We start from the raw sequence: 17,695 nt of genomic DNA, 5'->3' as shown, positions 1-17,695 counted from the left end.
CTCCGCGCGCCCTGTAATCCGATGATCGATGCCTATCGCTTTCCCGCGGAATGGGAACCCCAGTCCGCGATCCTGATCGCCTGGCCGCACGCCGAGACGGACTGGGCCGACCGCCTCGCCGATGTCGAGGAAACCTATGTCGCCCTGGTCGCTGCCATCACCCGCTTCCAGCCCGTGGTGATCTGCGTCGCCGACGACGACCTGCAGACGTACGCCGAAGCCCGCCTGCGTTCCGCGCGCGTGGACATGGCGCGCGTGCGCTTCGTCCCCGCCGAATACGACGACACGTGGCTGCGCGATTCCGGGCCGGTCACGCTGCGCGACGGCGACCGCTTCAAGCTGCTCGATTTCCGTTTCACCGGTTGGGGTGGCAAGTACGAAGCCAGCCGCGATGACCGGCTGGTCGGCGAACTGTCCGGCATGCAGCTGTTTCATAATTATTTCGTCCAAAGTATTGATTTTGCTTTGGAAGGTGGCGCCATCGAAACTGATGGTGCGGGCACCCTGCTGACGACATGGCAATGCCTGCACGAGCGGCACCCCGATGCCTCGCGCGAGGAGCTGACCGAGAAGCTGGCGCGCTGGCTGAAGCAGGACCGCGTGCTGTGGCTGGACCATGGCTATCTGGAAGGCGACGACACCGACGCCCATATCGACACCCTCGCCCGCTTCGCGCCCGGCGATGCCATCGTCTACCAGGCCTGCGACGACGCCGGCGACACACACCATGCGGAACTGCAGGCGATGGCCGTCGACATCGCCGCGCTGCGCACCGTCGATGGCCGTCCGTACCGCCAGTTCCCGCTGCCGTGGGCGAAGCCGGTGATCGATGACGGCCGCCGGCTGGCGGCGTCTTACGCGAACTACCTGATCGTCAATGGCGCGGTGCTGATGCCCGCCTACGGCGATCCCGCCGACGACCGCGCAGCCGCCGTGCTGGCGGAAGCCTACCCGGGTCGCGAAATCGTGCAGGTGCCTTGCCGCGCCCTGATCTGGCAGAACGGCAGCCTCCACTGCATCACCATGCAGTTGCCGGCGGGCCTGCTCCACTGAGCGACGGTGCCACGGCTCGTGGCACCGTGACATCAGTTGGGCGCAGATTGAACGGTTCGTTTACATCTCATGCGGACTGATCCCGGATAACCACCGTTTCCCATCGATCGAGGAGACGGCCGTGTATTCACGACGCAAGTTCCTGACCACCACCGCGCTGGCCACCGCCGGTTTTGGCTTGGCCGCGTGCCGCGACGCCGCCCAGGCCGGCGGCGTGGATGCGCTACCCGCTGCGTCAGCCACCCTGCCGGCGCCCGTGCTGCCCGGCCCGCTGAATACCCGCGCCATCCCCTCCACCGGCGAGCGCGTTCCGGTGATCGGCATGGGCACCTCAGGCAGCTTCGAAGTCGGCCAGAGCGCGGGCGAGCTGGGCCCGCTGCGCGAAGTGCTGAAGCGGTTCTTTGCCGCCGGCGGAACACTGATCGACACCGCCCCCACCTACAGCGTCGCCGAAGACGTGATGGGAGCCCTGCTCGCCGAGCAGAACCTCACCGGCAAGGCCTGGCTGGCGACCAAGCTGTCCGGTGTCACCGGTCGCGAAGCCGGCATCGCGCAGTTCGAGGACACGCTGCGCCGGCTCAAGACCGACAAGGTCGCGCTGCTGCAGGTCCATAACCTGGGCGACCTGAAGACCCAACTGGCGGTCGCGCGCGAACTGAAGGCACAGGGCAAGGTGAAATACGTCGGCGTCACCCATTACGTCGAGCGTGCACAGGAAGAACTGGCCAACGTCGTGCAGGCGGAGAAGCCGGATTTCCTGCAGATCAACTACTCGGTCGCCAGCCGGGGGGCCGAGAAGCGCGTGCTGCCGCTGGCCCAGGAACTGGGCGTGGCCGTGCTGATCAACCGCGCGTTCGAGGACGGCAAGCTGTTCGCGCAGGTGAAGGACAAACCGGTGCCGGCCGCATTGACCGAAGCGGGCGTGTCGTCATGGGCGCAGGCGTTCCTGAAGTTCGCACTGAGCCATCCGGCGGTGACGGCGGTGATCCCGGCGACCGGAAAGCCGGACCGCCAGACCGACAACCTGAAGGCCGGCACCGGTCCCGACCTGACCCCGGTCCAGCGCGATGCGCTGATCGCCGCAGTGGCCTGAGGCGATGTCATCGCCTCCCGCGCCCGGCATCGCCGGCTGGCTTGCCCGCGCGTTCAATGTCCGCGACCACGAAGCGCCGGTCGTCGGCGCCGGGCTGATGATGTTCTTCCTGCTGTTCGCCGGCTATTTCATGCTCCGTCCCATCCGCGAGACGATGGGCGTCGCGGGAGGCGTCGACAACCTGCAATGGCTGTTCACCGGCACCTTCGTCGCCACGCTGGCGGTGCTGCCGCTGTACGGCTGGATCGCCTCGAAGGTGTCGCGCCGTCGCATCGTGCCGTGGGTCTTCGGCGTCGTGGTCGCCAGCCTGCTGGGCTACGGCGCGGCGATGCTGGTGCGGCCGGACGACGTGTGGCTGGCGCGCACGTTCTACATCTGGGTATCGGTCATCAACCTGCTGATGATCTCGTTGGCCTGGAGCGTGCTGGCCGACGTGATGGAAAGCCATGAGGCCAAGCGCCTGTTCGCGCTGATCGCCGCCGGCGCGAGCCTGGGCGGCCTCGCCGGTCCGCTGCTGACCACGCTGCTGGTCAAACCGCTGGGTCACGGGGGCCTGATGCTGTTCTCGGCGCTGCTGATCGGCGCGAGCGCCGCCACGGCGACCTGGCTGCATCGCTGGCGCGACCGCCATCCGTTGCCTGCCGGTGCCAGCTCCGCCGAACAACGGCAACGGCCATTGGGAGGAAACCCGTTCGCGGGCGCGACCGCCGTGTTCCGCTCGCCCTATCTGCTCGGCATCGCTTTCTTCGTGCTGCTGCTGGCCACGGTCACCACCTTCCTCTATTTCGAACAGGCCAAGCTGGTCGCCGAACGGTTCGGCAGCAAGGAAGAACAGACGCAGGTGTTCGGGCTGATCGACACCGTGGTGCAGACGCTGGCGATCCTCAGCCAGGTGTTCATCACCGGCCGCATCGCGCAGAAGCTGGGGGTCGGCGTGCTGCTGGTCGCCGTGCCGGTGATCATGGCGGCGGGCTTCCTGTGGCTGGCGCTGGCGCCGGTGTTCGCGGTCTTCGTGGTGGTGATGGTGGTTCGGCGCGCCGGCGAGTACGCCTTCGTGCGGCCTGGCCGCGAAATGCTGTACACCGTCGTCCCGGCCGAACAGAAGTACAAGGCGAAGAACTTCATCGACACCGTGGTCTACCGCGGCGGCGATGCGCTGAGCGGGTGGGTGAAGCGGGCGCTGGACGTGCTGGCGGAGCATCCTGCGGCGGCGATGTTCATCGGCGCGGGCGTGGCGGCCGCCTGGGCGGTGACCGGCGTGGCACTCGGAAAGCGGCAGCGGCGGCTGGAAGCGACGCGCGGCACGCCCTGAAGCCGCGCGTTCACCCCCGGGACGCCTGCCGTCACGAAGGACGCGGTACCATGCGGCCTCCCCCGATACCCCCCTGCCTCGCACGATGAGCCGCACCACCCTGCCCGTTGCCCTGATCCAGGAAAAGAACCATGGCGACGCCGACGCCAACCTGTCGGTGATCGAAGCGCGTGTGGCCGAAGCCGCCAAACGCGGCGCGAAGCTCGTGCTGCTGCAGGAGCTGCACAACGGTGCGTACTTCTGCCAGCATGAATCGGTCGACGAGTTCGACCTGGCCGAGCCGATTCCCGGCCCCAGCACGGAGCGTCTTGGCGTGCTGGCGAAGCAGCATGGCGTGGTGCTGGTATCGTCGCTGTTCGAGCGGCGCGCGGCGGGCCTGTACCACAACACCGCTGTCGTCTACGAAAAGGACGGCAGCATCGCGGGCAAGTACCGCAAGATGCACATCCCCGACGATCCGGGCTTCTACGAGAAGTTCTACTTCACGCCGGGCGATATCGGCTTCACGCCGATCGATACCTCGGTGGGCCGCCTTGGCGTACTGGTCTGCTGGGACCAGTGGTATCCGGAAGCCGCACGCCTGATGGCGCTGGCCGGCGCCGACCTGCTGCTGTATCCCACCGCGATCGGCTGGGATCCCGACGACGAGCAGCCGGAAAAGAACCGCCAGCGCGATGCCTGGGTACTCAGCCATCGCGGCCACGCGGTCGCCAACGGGCTGCCGGTGCTGAGCTGCAACCGCGTCGGTCACGAGCCCTCCCCGCTCGGCGCGTCCGGCATCCAGTTCTGGGGCAACAGCCATGTGCTCGGTCCGCAGGGCGAGTTCATCGCCGAAGCCGGTGGCGACGCGACGCTCCTGATGGCCGACGTCGACCTGCAGCGCAGCGAACACGTCCGCCGCATCTGGCCGTTCCTGCGCGACCGCCGCATCGATGCGTACGGCGACCTGCTCAAGCGCTACATCGACTGAGGTCCGGGCGTGCCGCTGATCGTCCGTGACGCCACGCCGGCCGACGTGCCGGCCATCGCCGCCCTCTACGCGGACGAAGTCCGCGACCACGTCAACACCTACGAGTACGACGTGCCGGACGACGCCGAGATGGCGCGTCGTATGCGGGGACTGCTGGATGCGGGCTATCCGTACCTCGTCGCGGAACTCGACGGCCGCTTTGTGGGTTACGCCTACGCCGGGAGCTACCGCGCCCGCGCGGGCTATCGCAAGACGGTCGAGAACTCGGTCTACGTGGTGCCCGGCCAGCAGGGCCAGGGCATCGGTGCCGCGCTGATGCAGGCGCTGATCGACGCCTGCGAAGCGCGTGGCTACCGGCAGATGATCGCCGTGATCGGGGAACCCACCAATACGGCTTCCATCAGGCTGCACGAGAAATTCGGCTTCACCCTGGTCGGCATCTTCCGCGGCATCGCCTGGAAGCACGACCGCTGGCTGGACACCGTGCAGATGCAGCGTTCCCTCGGCGTCGGTACCGACGCGCCTCCGAAAGACGAATGACACGATGACCGAATCGATTGACGCCGTTGCCGATCCCCTGCACGGACAACCCCACGAAATCGTCGAACGCGATGGCGTCCGCTATACCCTGCTCGGTACGGCGCACGTCTCGCGCGCCAGCGTCGACGCTGTGCGCGCGGCCGTGGCCAGCGGCGACTACGACAGCGTCGCGGTGGAACTGGACCCCGGGCGCCTGCAATCGCTCACCGACCCCGACACCCTGTCGCGGCTCGACCTGGTGAAGGTGATCCGCGAAGGCAAGACGCACCTGTTCGCCGCCAACCTCGCGCTGGCCGCCTACCAGCGGCGCCTGGCCGAACAGCTCGGCGTCGAGCCCGGCGAGGAACTGAAGGCCGGCGCGCTGGATGCGAAGGCGCTCGGCCTGCCCGTGCACCTGATCGACCGCGAAGTCGGCCTGACCTTCAAGCGCGCCCTGCAATCGTTGGGCTGGTGGCAGCGGACCAAGGTCGGCGCCGGCATCATGGCCAGCATGTTCGGCGATGACGAAGTCGGCGACGACGAGATCGAGAAACTCAAGCAGGGCGACATGATGGAATCGAGCTTCGGCGAGTTCGCGGCCGAAAGCCCGCAGCTGTACCGCACCATCATCGCCGAGCGCGACCAGTACATGGCGTCGGCGCTGCGCCAGATCGCCGCGGGCAAGCCGACGGATGCAGCATCGCCGTATCGCGTACTCGCGGTGGTCGGCGCAGGCCACTTGCCCGGCCTGACCCGGCACCTGAAGGACGACACCGCTGATCCGGCCGAGCTCCGCAGGTCGCTGGAAATCGTGAAAGCCAAGTCGCGCTTCCCGTGGATGGAACTCATCATCGGCGCCTTCCTCATCGGCGGCTTCGCCTGGGGTTTCTGGCAGGGCGGCGTGGATGTCGGCTCGGACCTGCTGCTGCAGTGGGTGCTGGCGACGGGCGTGCTCGGCGCCATCGGCTGCGCGATCGCGGGCGGACACCCCCTCAGCATCCTGGCCGCCTTCATCTCCTCGCCGCTCACACCGCTGCATCCGGCGCTCGCCTCGGGCACGGTCAGCGCCTTCGTGGAAGCGACCCTGCGCAAGCCGACCTACGCCGATTTCATGGCGCTGCGCGATGACGTGCAGACGATGCGCGGCTGGTGGAAGAACCGCGTGGCGCGCGTGCTGCTGAACTTCTTCCTGACCAGCCTGGGCACCGCCATCGGCGTATGGACGGGCGGATTGCGGATGCTGGGCAAGCTGGTCGGCTAAGTCCCCCCGCGATCCGATCCAAAGAAAAAGCCGGGCATTGCCCGGCTTTTCTTCTGCTGTCCACGTCAGTTTCCGTGCGGGCTGGTGGCGCTTGCCGCAACAGGAGCCTCGCCGCGGCGCTGACGAGCCCGCTTGATCGAACGGGCTGTCCCGCTGCGCAGGTCGTCCAGCAACGCATAGATGGTCGGCAAGAACAGCAGGCTGACCACGGTGGAGAACGCCAGGCCGCCGGCGATGGCGCGCGCCATCGGGTGGTAAGGCGGCATGCCGTCGGCCGTCTGCGTGTTCAGCGCAATCGGGATCATCGCCAGGATCGCCGTGCCCATCGTCATCATGATCGGGCGCAGGCGTTCGCGGCTGCCCTCCACCAGCGCATCCGTGCGCGCCATGCCGCGTCGCCGGAGGTTGTTGATGTGCTCGATCATCACGATGCCGTTGTTCACCACCACGCCCATCAGTACCAGGATGCCGATCACCGCCATGATGTTCATCTCGGTGCCGGTCAACCAGAACAGCCAGTACACGCCGAAGATTGAGAACAACACGCACGACATGATGGCCATCGGGAACAGCAGAGACTCGAACACGGCCGCCATGATCACCAGCATAAGCACCAGCGCGATCATGATGGCGGTCACCATCTGGTCCATGCCGTCGAAGTTGATGTTGAAGCCCGCGCCATTGAACGTGTAGCCGTATCCCGGCGGGAACTCCATGCCGTCCAGCGTGGACTCCACGGACTTGCGTGCGTCCTCCATCGACACGTCCTTGGCCAGTCCCGCCTCGATGCGCAGCATGGTCTGCCGGTTCAGGCGCTGGATGGAGGTGGCGGCAGGGTTGACGTTGACGTCGACCATCGCCAGCAAGGGGACTTCTTGGCCCGAGGCGCTGCGCACCATGAACGAGGAGAGGTCCTCGATGCCGTAGTGGTCCGATCCGGCGAAGCGCACGTTGACCGGGATCTCCACGTCGTCGCGGTGGAAATCGCGCAGCGACGAGCCACGCAACGCCATGCCAACGAACTGCGCCACCTGTTGCGCGCTGAAGCCGTAGGACGCCGCACGCTCGCGGTTCACCTGCACCGCCAACTCGGAGTTGGCGTCACCGACGTCCACGCGCACATCGCGCAGTTTCGGATCGCGCGCCAGGATCGGCATGATGTCCTCGGCCAGTTCCTGCAGGGTCTGGCTGGAGTCGCCGATCAGGCTGAAGCGTACGCCCTGGCCCTCGCTGCCCATGCCGCCCGGCCAGCCGATGCCGAGCTTGGCCCGTGCCGATTGCGGAAGACCCTTGCGGACTTCCTCCTCGATCTTCTTGCTGACCTCGCGGTCGTCGATGTCCAGGTAGAGCCGCGTCTGCGCCCAGCCCTGCTCCGAGTAGCGGCTGTACACCCGCTTGATGTGGAACTCCTTGCGGTTGGCGTTGACGAAATCCTCCACCCGCTGTACTTCCTTGCCCATCTCCTCCTTCGAATAGGATCCCTTCCACTGGTAGAAGATGTTGATCTCGTCCGGATCGTTCTCGTCGCCACCGCCGCTGGTGTTCATCATCGGGAACACGCTGATCGCCGAGATCAGCAGGATGCCGGCGACACTCCAGCCGCGGTGCTCCAGTGTCCAGCGCAGTACGTGCGCGTAGCGGGCCTGCAGACGGCTGATCAGCGGCGACTTCACTGCAGGCGGCGTCTTCATGCGTGCCGACAGCATCGGGATCAGGCTCACCGCCACCAGCCACGAGGCCAGCAGCGACACCGATATCGTCACCGCCAGCTGCGACAGGTAGATCGTGATGATGTTCTTCTCGCCGAACATCATCGGCAGGAACACCACGCAGTGGCACAGGGTGCCCGCCGACAGCGCAATGGCCACGTGGCGGGTACCGATGATCGAAGCGACCTCGGGCTGGCTGGGGTACTTCTCGCGCTCCTGGTAGATGCTCTCCACCACCACCACGGCGTTGTCGACCAGCATGCCGACCGCGAGCAGCAAGCCCATCATCGAGATGATGTTCAGGCTGATGCCGGTGAAGTACATGAAGCCCAGCGTCATGATGAAGCAGATCGGGATGGCCATGGACACCATCAGCGTCGACGGCCAGTGGCGCAGGAAGGCGTACAGCACGATCACCGACAGCACCAGGCCGATCGCCCCCGCTTCCGCCAGCGCCAGCAGCGAACTGGTCACCGCCTTGCCCGAATCCCAGGCGACCTCGATGTCGACCCCGTGCATCGCCGGGTCCTGACGCAGCGCCTCCACTTCCTTGCCCACCGTCCTCGACAGGTCCACGAGGTTCGCCGAACGCTCCTTGTAGATGTCCACGCCCACGCTGGGCTTGCCTTCCATCTTGCGCACGTAGCTCATGCGCTGCGGCTGCAGGCTGACATCGGCGATATCGGACAGGCGCGTGCCGCGGCCATCGATAGGCAGGTCACGCAACGCCTGCAGTTCGAGCAACTCGCCGCGCGGCTGCACGCGCAGGCGGCGGCCGTCTTCAGTGATCTGCCCGGCGGACACCGAGAAGTTCGCCGCCTGCAACTTGCTGACCAGCTCGTTGAGCGCGACCCCGTGCGCACTGATGCGGTCTTTGTCCAGCGCGACCAGCACTTCCTGCCTTGCCACGCCCTCGACCTCGACGCGCGCCACACCCGGCAACCGCTCCAGATGCTGCTTGATGCTGCGCTCCAGCAGGTCGGCACGGGCCGTCAGGTCTTCCTGGCTACTGAGACGAAGGCTGATCGCCTCCTGATCACTGGTGCTCCAGCGCTGTACGTAGTAGCGGCGGAAATCATCCGGCAACTCGTCTCGCACCGCATCGATACGTTCGCGCGCCTCGGAGGCGGCCATCGCGATGTCCCGGTCCCAATCGCTGAATTCGACCTGGATCTGGCCGCCTTCGGCATTGGCGCGCGAGTTCATCGTCTTGATGCCCGGCATCGTGGCGATGGCTTCCTCCACCGGGCGCAGCAGGTTGCGCTCGACCTCTTCCGGGGTCGAGCCGGGATACGGCAACGAAACGAAGAAGAACGGAATGGTGGCTTCCGGCTCGGCCTCAAGCGGCAACCGGAACGAGGCGATCAGGCCGATCACCACCATCGACACGAACAGCATGATGGTGGTGACGGGACGGCGGATGGACAGCTCGGTGATGTTCATCCGGATCAGCCCCCGACGCCGCCGATGGGATCGTCCTCGTGCGAGATCAACTGTTCTGCCTGCGCGGCCACCAGTCGCGCGCGACGACCGCGCTCGGCGTAAAACTCGTCCGGCTTGCGGTCCAGCAGGTCGTACACCACCGGGATCACCAGCAGCGTCAGCAGCGTGGACACCAGCAGGCCGCCGATCACCGTGATCGCCATAGGCGAGCGCACCTCGGCGCCCTGGCCGAAGGCGAGCGCCAGCGGCAGGAACCCGAACACCGCGCACAGGGTGGTCATCATGATCGGGCGCAGGCGCGAGCGTGCGCCCTCCACCAACGCGACGCGCTTGGCCACGCCCTCTTCGCGCAACTGGTTGACCTTGTCGATCAGGATGATGGCGTTCTTCACGACCAGGCCGACCAGCAGGATCAGGCCGATGAACACCACCACCGACACCGGCGAGCGGGACAGCAGCAGGGCCGCCACCGCGCCGACCAGCGCCAGCGGAATGGTGAACAGGATGACGAACGGATGCAGCAGCGACTCGAACTGCGACGCCATGACCAGATAAACCAGGAAGATCGCCAGGCCGAAGGCGAACAGCAGCGACTTGATCGACTCGCCCAGTTCCTCGCCCTGGCCGCCGATGCGCATGCCCACGTCGGTACCCAGCGGGTTCTTCGCCACCATGTCCCGCACGTCCGTGATGGCCTTGCCCAGGTCGATGTCGCGCAGGTTGGCCGACACGATGGCCACGCGACGCTGGTCGGCGCGGTGGATCTCGCTCGGGCCGGTGGTGGCGATGACGTCGGCCACCGAGATCAGTTCCACCGGCTTGTTGCCGCTGGGATTGACGATGAGGCGGCGGATGTCGTCGACCGAGGCGCGCTCGGATTCCTGCACGCGCACCAGCACGTCGATCTTGCGGTCGCGGAAGCTGTAGCGCGTGGCGACGTTGCCGCGCACCTTGTTGACCACGGCATCGGCGATCTGTCGCGTGGTCAGACCCAGCGCAGCGGCACGGTCCTGGTCGAACACGATCTGGATTTCCGGAAAGCCCTGCTCCACCGTCGACTTCACGTCGGCGTAGTGCGGGCTCTGACGCAGCAGCTCGGCCAGGCGGTTGCCCGCCACACGGATCGACTCAAGGTTGTTGCCTTCGATCTCGATCTCCAGCGGGGCAGCCAAGGCGAACAGCTCCGGGCGGGCGAAGTCGACCTGGGCCTCCGGCCATTGCTTCATGGTCCCGCGCAGGCTTTCGATCAGACCCTGCTCGCGCGCGTTGTCGGTCATCACCACCGACAGCTTGCCGATGTTCTCGCCGCTTTCGGTGGGACTGGCGTCCAGCCGCGTGCCGGTGCCGGACACGCCGTACAGCAGGCGCACGCCATCTTCACCGGCGTGGGCACGCTGCACCTCGCGCACCAGGGCGTCGGTCTGCGCGAGCGGCGTGCCCGGCGGCAGCTTGGCGGTCATCTCGAAGCGGTCCTGCGCCAGCTGTGGGATCAGATCCACGCCCAGCAGCGGCAGCGCAGCGAGGGTCAGCGCGAACGCCAGCGCAGCGCCTCCCAGCACCGGGACAGGACGCTTCAACGCGGCCGGCAGGATCCGCAGGTAGCCGGCTTCGGCCCGGCCATAGGGCGCCATCGCCAGGTCGCTGGCCTTGCGCATCACCGGCCCGATCACCGCGGCGAGACCGCGGAAAATCCGCACCACCAGCCACACCAGCGAGAAGAAGCCATAACGGAACAGTGCGCCGACACCGCGCCCCGCATAGGCTGCCGGCTTCTTCCAGCGGCTCTCGGGACGCCATGGCTCACGCGGCGTTTCGGCCGGAAACTCCAGCGGCGGACGGCCCTTCAGCGCGCTCAGCATCGGGATCAGCGTCATCGACACCACCAGCGACACCGCGATGGCGATCGACACCGTCAACGCCTGGTCGCGGAACAGCTGGCCGGCGATGCCCTCGACGAACACCAGCGGCAGGAACACCGCGATCGTGGTCAGCGTCGACGCCACCACCGCCATGAACACCTCGCGTGTGCCCTTGATCGCTGCTTCCAGGATGCCCATGCCGCGCTCGCGGGCCTTGGCAATGGACTCCAGCACCACGATCGAGTCGTCGACGACCAGGCCCGTGGCCAGGGCCAGGCCGCCCAGCGACATGACGTTAAGGCTCAGGCCCAACTGGCCCATGAAGAAGAACGTGGCGATGATCGAGATGGGGAGCGACAGCGAGATGACGAAGGTACTCCAGCCATCGCGCAGGAACAGGAAGATGATCAGGATCGACAGCAAGCCACCGATCACCGCATCGACCTTGACGTCCTTGATGGCATGGCGGATGAAGACCGACTGGTCCTCCACGGCCGTCATCGCGATGTCCTTGGGCATCTCCTTGCGGATGATGTCCAGGCGCTGTTCCAGCGCATCGGCGGTCGATACGGTGTTGGCGTCGCCTTCCTTGTAGATCGCCAGCTCCACCGCCTCGTGGCCGGCGCTGCGGATCACCGCTTCGCGCTCCTTGTACCCCTGGCGCACATCGGCCACGTCCTTCAGGCGCACGCTGGGCGCACCGCCACTGGTGTCGCTGCGCAGCGCGGCGATCACGTTGGGATCGCTGCTGCCCAGGATCGCCGTCATCAGTTGCTGGTTGGTGCCGGTCGAGTTGCTGGACGAGGCCCCCGCCGCCGTGGTCAGCAGCATCTCGCGCATCTGTTCGATCGTGGCGAACTGGTTGACGGTGCGCACGAGGTAGCGTTGCGAGCCTTCTTCCAGCCGACCGCCGGAGAGGTTCACGTTTTCCTGCTGCAGGCGCTGGATCACTGTATCCAGCGACAGGCCCAACTGGGCCAGCTTCCGCTGGTCGATGTCGACCTGGACTTCGTCTTCCAGGCCACCGCCGACCTTGACGGCGGCGACGCCTGCGACGGGTTCGAGCTTGCGCTTGAGGTCCTCGTCGGCGTAACGGCGCAGTTCCATCAGCCGGCGGATCGCATCGGCCTCGTTGCCGGCCTCCTGCTTCGACGACAGCGCGAGGCGCATGATCGGCTGGGTGGACGGATTGAAGCGCAGCAGCACCGGGGCCTTGGCCTCCAGCGGCAGTTGCAGCGTCTCCATCTTGTCGCGCACGTCCAGCCCGGCCTGCTGCATGTCGGTGCCCCAGGCGAACTCGAGCACCACATCGCTCTGCCCGGTGCGCGAGATCGACTTGAGCTTGCGCAGGCCCTTGACGATGCCCAAGGCCTCCTCCGCCGGTTGCGAGATAAGCGTTTCCACTTCCGCCGGCGCCGCACCTTCATAGTCGGTGCGCACGGTCAGCGTCGGATAACTCAAGTCCGGCAGCAGCTCGACCTTCAGGCTGGACAGGGAGATCAGGCCGAACAACACCAGGGTGAGCGTCATCATCGCGATGGTGACGCGGCGGCGCGTGGAGAACTCGATCAGGTCGAAGCCACCGCCGGACGAAGGTCCGTGCGCACTCATTGCTTGCTCGCCTCTGCGGCCGGCGCCTTGGCCACGGTGGCGGGCTTCTTGTCCTGCCCGATGACCTGCACGGCACTGCCTTCGCGCAGCGCTGCCTTGCCCGCGATCACGACCTGCTCGCCAGGCTTCAGCCCTTCGCGCACTTCGACCCAACCGGCATCGTTGTAACCCAGCTTCAGGACGGTGCGCTGGGCCTTGCCGTCACGGACCACATACACGGCAGGCTCGCCACCGTCTTCCAGCAACGCGGTGCGCGGCACCACCAACGCATCGGCACGCTGGTCGTAGTTGATGTTGAGGCGGCTGAACATGCCCGGCTGCAACTCGCCGTCGCCGGGGAACGAAGCCACGACGCGGAACGTACCGGTTCCGTTGTCGACCACCGGTGCGACACGATCCACCTTGCCGGTGAACTGCTTGCCCGGCAAGGCATCCACCGCCAGCCCGACGGCCTGCCCCGGCTTGAGCTTGGCGATCTCGCGCTCGGGCACGTTCAACGTGGCTTCCAGCCGAGAGGCGTCGACGATGCGGATGATCGGCGAATTGATCTGCACGAAGTTGCCGGACTTGATCGAGCGCGAGGCGACAACGCCGGAGATCGGTGCGGTGATCGTGGTATAGGACAGCTCCAGCGACGCGGCGCGGTAGACGGCGCGCGCGTTCTCCAGGTCGTACTTGATCTGGTCCACGTCGTTGGCGCTGATCATCCGCTGCTCGACCAGTTGCTGGGCGCGCCGGTAGTTGTTCTCCAGCTTGTGCATCTGCGCTGCGGCCTGGGCGACCTGCAGGCGCGGGCGGTCGGGGTCCAGCCGCACCAGCGCCTGGCCGGCGCGGACCACCTGCCCTTCCTCGACCAGCACAGCCAGCGCGACGCCGGAGGTCTTGGCGACGACCTGGGACTCGCCCAGCGCCTCCAGGGTGGTGGTACCGCTGTAGCTGGCCGCCACGGCGCGCCGGGTGACCTTGGCCACCTCCACCGGGACGGCCTCGGACTCCTTCTTTTCCTCGCCGTTCTTGGCCTGGGCCTCTGCCGCGGGACCGCCGCCCTTGCAGGCGGACAGGACCAGCAGGCCGCACAGGACGGGGACCAGTGCGAGGCGCAGATAGGAACGGCCGGAATGGGGGCGGGGTCGGGACATGGGGCGGTACCGTGGTGGTGTTGTGGTGGTGTTGTATGAAGGTATATCACCCCTGAACAACTTCCATGCGCCGAAGGTCATGGTGACTTGCGTCGGACTTCGTGCTGCGTCGTCCGATCGGCGAAGGCAGAGAGAGCCGCTGCATCCGTTGGCAACGGAATCGCCCTGTTCGTGGCTGATCTCCTAGGCGTTGCCAACCTGGAAGCGGGCCGCTTCACGTCCGTCTTTCGCCGCGGAAAGTGGGCGGGCGTGGCCGCGCGCCCATGTCACGTCTGTGCGCGGCATTCGGTCGCAGGCTATACTTGCGTTCAGCCAAGCGCCGCGGTGGTACGTGGCGCGCGCAACCTGAGAGTTTCACGAGAATGATGCGACTGCTGCCGCTCGCCGCTTGCCTTGCCTTGGCCGCCCTTCCGCTGGCCGCCTTGACCGCCCAACAGGACACACCGGTCGCCCCGCCCGCCACCGAAGCCACTGCACCGGCGGCAGCGCCGGCCGCCGCGCCGAAGCCGCTGGTCGGCAATGCCGAAACCGGCCGCACCCTGACCTACACCTGCCAGGGCTGCCACGGCATCGTCGGCTACAAGAACGCCTATCCGAGCTTCAAGGTGCCGAGGATCGGCGGTCAGTCGGCCGACTACCTCGCCAACGCGCTGACCGAGTACCGCACCGGCAACCGCAAGCACCCCACGATGCAGGCCCAGGCGCAGAGCTTCTCCGACCAGGACATCGCCGACATCGCCGCTTTCCTTTCCACCGTCAAGTAAGCCCATCATGCCCAACGCCAAGCACGCCCAGCGTCTAGCCATCGTCCTGTTCGCGGCCCTCACCCTGGTGGCTTGCTCGAAGGAAAACACCGAGGCTTCGGCCGAAAATCCGGGGCACGCCAGCGGCGAGCACGGCGCCAGTTCGTCGGCCGGCCTGCCGAAGGGCCACATCGCCAAGGGCGAGGAACTGGCCAAGGCCAAGGGCCAGGCGACCGGCCAGAGTTGCATCGATTGCCACGGCGCCGACGGCAATGCGCCGATCGACGACACCTATCCCAAGCTGGGCGGCCAGTACGGCGACTATCTTGCGCACGCGCTGCAGGCCTACCGCAGTGGCGATCGCCAGCATGCGCTGATGTCGCCCCAGGCCGCGAACCTGAGCGATCAGGACATTTCGGATCTGGCGGCGTACTTCGCTTCGCGTCCTTCGCAGCTGCGCGATCTGCACAACGTGCACCGGTAAACTTTTCCGTATCGGGATTGCAGAACGGAGCCGCAAGGCTCCGTTCTTGTTTGTGGCAAAGTTTTCTGTGGGAGCGACGTCAGTTGCGATGACCCACCGCGGCGCCCTATCGCGACTGACGTCGCTCCCACACCACAGACCACAGACCACACACCTTTTGTCGTCCCGCCCTCAGCTGTCGGTCGGGATCGGCGTGCGCTTGACCGGGATCTCCGGCGGCGGACGCGCCTTCGGTGGTTCGGGGAACAGGCTGCCCAGGCCGCAGCCGCCGCCCAACTGCAGGACCGAGATCGAGCACCTGAGTTTCATGTTGGTGCCTGGAATGGGAATGTCGACCTCGCGCACGTTCCGCCGCACCCACTCGGCGAGCAGCGACTCACTGGGCACCCAGTACTTGTCGAAGCTGGTCGGTTCGTAGTCGTAAGGCGGCCGCTGCAGCCAGGTGCCCGCTTCTTCCAGTCGCTCGCGGGTCCACTGGTCGTTGCCGCCCCCCGGCGCACCACGCTGCGCCGTGGCATCCCCGGCGTTGCCCGGCACGCGCAGGCTGCCATCAGCGTTGTAGAGACCGGCCTGGTCGCGTCCGTCTGCGGCGCTGTCGCCGGCCACGTCCCGACGCGCATTGCCCCAGTCGTCCGTGCGTGCCGGCGTGTTCCAGCCGCCGGGCTTGGCCGCCGGCAAGGGACCTCGCGTGGCGGACGCCGGTGCCGTCGAACCGCGTGGCGCGGAAGACGGCGCGCTCGTCGCGCCTGTTGCGGGCGTTGGGGTCGGCGATGAAGCGGTCGACGTGCCCGCAGCAGGCGCCGACGTGGGCGCCGGTGACGCCGGTGCGGGCCGGGGCGAAGGCTCGCGGATGTCCGCCTGCCGTACGCTGCGTTCCTGCGTCGCCACCGCACGCGGCGACACCTCGCGCGACGGTACCGGCACCGTCCGCACCTGCGGTGCGGGCGCGGCCATTTCGCGCTCCCGGATGTCCACCTCACGCGCGACGACGGCCGGCACCTCGACGGCGCGCACGGGTACATCACGGCGCACGATGGGCGCAGCGAGCGGCGTGGGAACCTCGCGATTCGGTACGCCGACCTCGCGCACGGCGGGTTGCGTGATCTCCGGCTGCCGGGGCGTAGGAGGCGGTCGCACGAAGGCGCGGGTAGGCTCGGCCACCTCGGTCACCTGCAGCGGCTGGTCCGCGATCTCGGGTACGGGCACGTCACGCGGCGGAATCGGCGGCACATCCATTGCCACCTGCGGCGCCGCGGCATCGGGCGGCGGCGATGCCTCCACGGGCTGCGCTTGGGTGGGCGCGGGCGCGACCGAAGGACGCGCCGAAGGTGCCGCGCCCGGCGTCTGGTCGGCGGTGGCTTCACCCGCCTGCGTTGCGCCGCCGACGTCCTCGGGACTGCCGTCGCCGATCATTTCCAGTCGCACCCGACTGCTGTCGCCGGCCTCTTCTGGCGGTGGCGGAATCTTGACCAGCGCGACCCACAGCAGGAACAGGAAGAACAGCAGGTGCAGCGCACTGCTGCCGAACGCCGCCGCCCAGCGCATCCAGCGCTCCTCGCGCGGCGGTGGCCCCCAGCCCTGGTAGAACAGCGAGCGCAGCGCCAGCACGCGCCCCGGCAGGAATGGGGCTGCGCGCCTTGCTTTCGGCGTGTGCGAGGCCAGCATGTCGAGGATGGCGTCCGCTTTCTCGCGGGTGATCCGGCCCAAACGCTCCGGCAGCGCACGCAACCACAAGCCCCACCCGAAAGGCAGGCCGGTCTGGCGTTCGACGATGGGCGCCGCCTTGCGCGGCAGCAGGTGTGCGATGACGTCGGTGGCGTTCGTCACCGGCGGTCGGCTCCGTCAGGCCGCGTTGCCGCGCGGGATGTACGGCGCATCGCCGGTCCCGTGGTCGGTCGCGTCGCGGACGGCGGTGACGCCGGGCACGCGCGCCATCAATGTCTTCTCGATGCCCTGCTTGAGGGTGACGTCGGCCATGCCGCAGCCGTGGCAGCCGCCACCGAAGCGCAACCACACCACCCCGTCGCCGCCGACTTCTTCCACCGCCACCCGTCCCTTGTGCGACGCCAGCTGCGGATTGATCTCGTTGTCGATCACCCAGCGCACGCGCTCGACCAGCGAAGCCGCCTCGCCGGGCGCTTCGCCCTTGATGCGCGGCGCCTTGATGGTCAGCTGGGTGCTGGCGCCCTTCATCACGTAATCGATATCGGCGCCGTCGAGCCAGTGCACGCTGGCGGCATCGACATACAGGGTGAAGCCGTCGCAATCGACCGCCCATTCGTCGCCCGCCAGGTCGCGCGGCTCGGCGAACTCCAGTCGCGCATCGGCCTGTGCCGTGCCGGGGTGGACCGCGCTGAGACGCACGCCCAGCCCGGGCAGCGCTTCGCGTTCGATCAGTTTGCGGAAGTGCGCCTGCGCGCTGTCTGAAATCTGGATCATGCGGCTATTCTAGCTCCCTGCCCGATGGGCATTCACGTTCACAGGCCGGTCGTCGCGCTT

13 protein-coding genes are annotated in these 17,695 nt (G+C 67.3%); 8 read left to right on the top strand and 5 right to left on the bottom strand.

Annotation, left to right across the window (positions count from 1 at the left end; all coding sequences use genetic code 11):
• Positions 1 to 21 precede the first annotated feature (21 nt).
• The 6 genes from AC1Q5B_RS19855 (at position 22) to AC1Q5B_RS19830 (ending at position 6,208) form a co-directional block, all read left to right on the top strand.
• Positions 22 to 1,053, top strand: coding sequence for an agmatine deiminase family protein (locus AC1Q5B_RS19855; RefSeq protein ID WP_492633170.1), 1,032 nt, complete (start codon positions 22 to 24; stop codon positions 1,051 to 1,053).
• Positions 1,054 to 1,174: 121 nt separating this feature from the next.
• Positions 1,175 to 2,146: an aldo/keto reductase gene (locus AC1Q5B_RS19850; RefSeq protein WP_492633169.1), complete on the top strand. Its 972-nt coding sequence runs from the start codon at positions 1,175 to 1,177 to the stop codon at positions 2,144 to 2,146.
• A gap of 4 nt (positions 2,147 to 2,150) precedes the next feature.
• The gene (locus AC1Q5B_RS19845; protein ID WP_492633168.1) at positions 2,151 to 3,458 is read left to right on the top strand and encodes an NTP/NDP exchange transporter; all 1,308 of its coding nucleotides are present in this window, start codon (positions 2,151 to 2,153) and stop codon (positions 3,456 to 3,458) included.
• A gap of 85 nt (positions 3,459 to 3,543) precedes the next feature.
• On the top strand, positions 3,544 to 4,428 hold the full coding sequence (locus AC1Q5B_RS19840; RefSeq protein ID WP_492633167.1) for a carbon-nitrogen hydrolase: 885 nt from the start codon (positions 3,544 to 3,546) through the stop codon (positions 4,426 to 4,428).
• Between the two features lie 9 nt (positions 4,429 to 4,437).
• Entirely contained in the window at positions 4,438 to 4,968 is a 531-nt protein-coding gene (locus AC1Q5B_RS19835; RefSeq protein WP_492633166.1) for a GNAT family N-acetyltransferase, read from the top strand.
• Between the two features lie 4 nt (positions 4,969 to 4,972).
• On the top strand, positions 4,973 to 6,208 hold the full coding sequence (locus AC1Q5B_RS19830; protein ID WP_492633165.1) for a TraB/GumN family protein: 1,236 nt from the start codon (positions 4,973 to 4,975) through the stop codon (positions 6,206 to 6,208).
• Between the two features lie 65 nt (positions 6,209 to 6,273).
• On the opposite strand, the gene AC1Q5B_RS19825 is transcribed toward AC1Q5B_RS19830, so the two are convergent.
• The 3 genes from AC1Q5B_RS19825 to AC1Q5B_RS19815 are packed head-to-tail and all read right to left on the bottom strand — an operon-like array spanning position 6,274 to position 13,969.
• Positions 6,274 to 9,360: an efflux RND transporter permease subunit gene (locus AC1Q5B_RS19825; protein ID WP_492633164.1), complete on the bottom strand. Its 3,087-nt coding sequence runs from the start codon at positions 9,358 to 9,360 to the stop codon at positions 6,274 to 6,276.
• 5 nt (positions 9,361 to 9,365) lie between these two features.
• Complete coding sequence (locus AC1Q5B_RS19820; protein ID WP_492633163.1) at positions 9,366 to 12,830, bottom strand: efflux RND transporter permease subunit; 3,465 nt, start codon at positions 12,828 to 12,830, stop codon at positions 9,366 to 9,368.
• Complete coding sequence (locus AC1Q5B_RS19815) at positions 12,827 to 13,969, bottom strand: efflux RND transporter periplasmic adaptor subunit (RefSeq protein ID WP_492633162.1); 1,143 nt, start codon at positions 13,967 to 13,969, stop codon at positions 12,827 to 12,829. The genes AC1Q5B_RS19820 and AC1Q5B_RS19815 overlap by 4 nt, the downstream gene beginning before the upstream one ends.
• 365 nt (positions 13,970 to 14,334) lie before the next feature.
• Between AC1Q5B_RS19815 and AC1Q5B_RS19810 the strand changes: the two genes are divergently transcribed.
• Positions 14,335 to 14,733 (top strand): c-type cytochrome, encoded by a 399-nt coding sequence (locus tag AC1Q5B_RS19810; protein WP_492633256.1) that lies wholly within the window; start codon positions 14,335 to 14,337, stop codon positions 14,731 to 14,733.
• Positions 14,734 to 14,740: 7 nt separating this feature from the next.
• Complete coding sequence (locus AC1Q5B_RS19805; RefSeq protein ID WP_492633161.1) at positions 14,741 to 15,196, top strand: c-type cytochrome; 456 nt, start codon at positions 14,741 to 14,743, stop codon at positions 15,194 to 15,196.
• A 171-nt stretch (positions 15,197 to 15,367) separates the two neighbouring features.
• Here the strand turns inward: AC1Q5B_RS19805 and AC1Q5B_RS19800 are convergent, their stop codons facing one another.
• Together AC1Q5B_RS19800 and AC1Q5B_RS19795 are read right to left on the bottom strand one after the other, a co-directional pair.
• Positions 15,368 to 17,023 (bottom strand): hypothetical protein, encoded by a 1,656-nt coding sequence (locus tag AC1Q5B_RS19800; protein WP_492633160.1) that lies wholly within the window; start codon positions 17,021 to 17,023, stop codon positions 15,368 to 15,370.
• 15 nt (positions 17,024 to 17,038) lie between these two features.
• Positions 17,039 to 17,635: an NfuA family Fe-S biogenesis protein gene (locus AC1Q5B_RS19795; RefSeq protein ID WP_162337924.1), complete on the bottom strand. Its 597-nt coding sequence runs from the start codon at positions 17,633 to 17,635 to the stop codon at positions 17,039 to 17,041.
• Between the last annotated feature and the right edge of the window lie 60 nt (positions 17,636 to 17,695).

The organism is Pseudoxanthomonas sp. GW835-FHT14C01, assembly GCF_058793715.1.
Note: the sequence above shows the minus strand (reverse complement) of the source record. Positions and strands in the feature narration are given on the sequence as shown.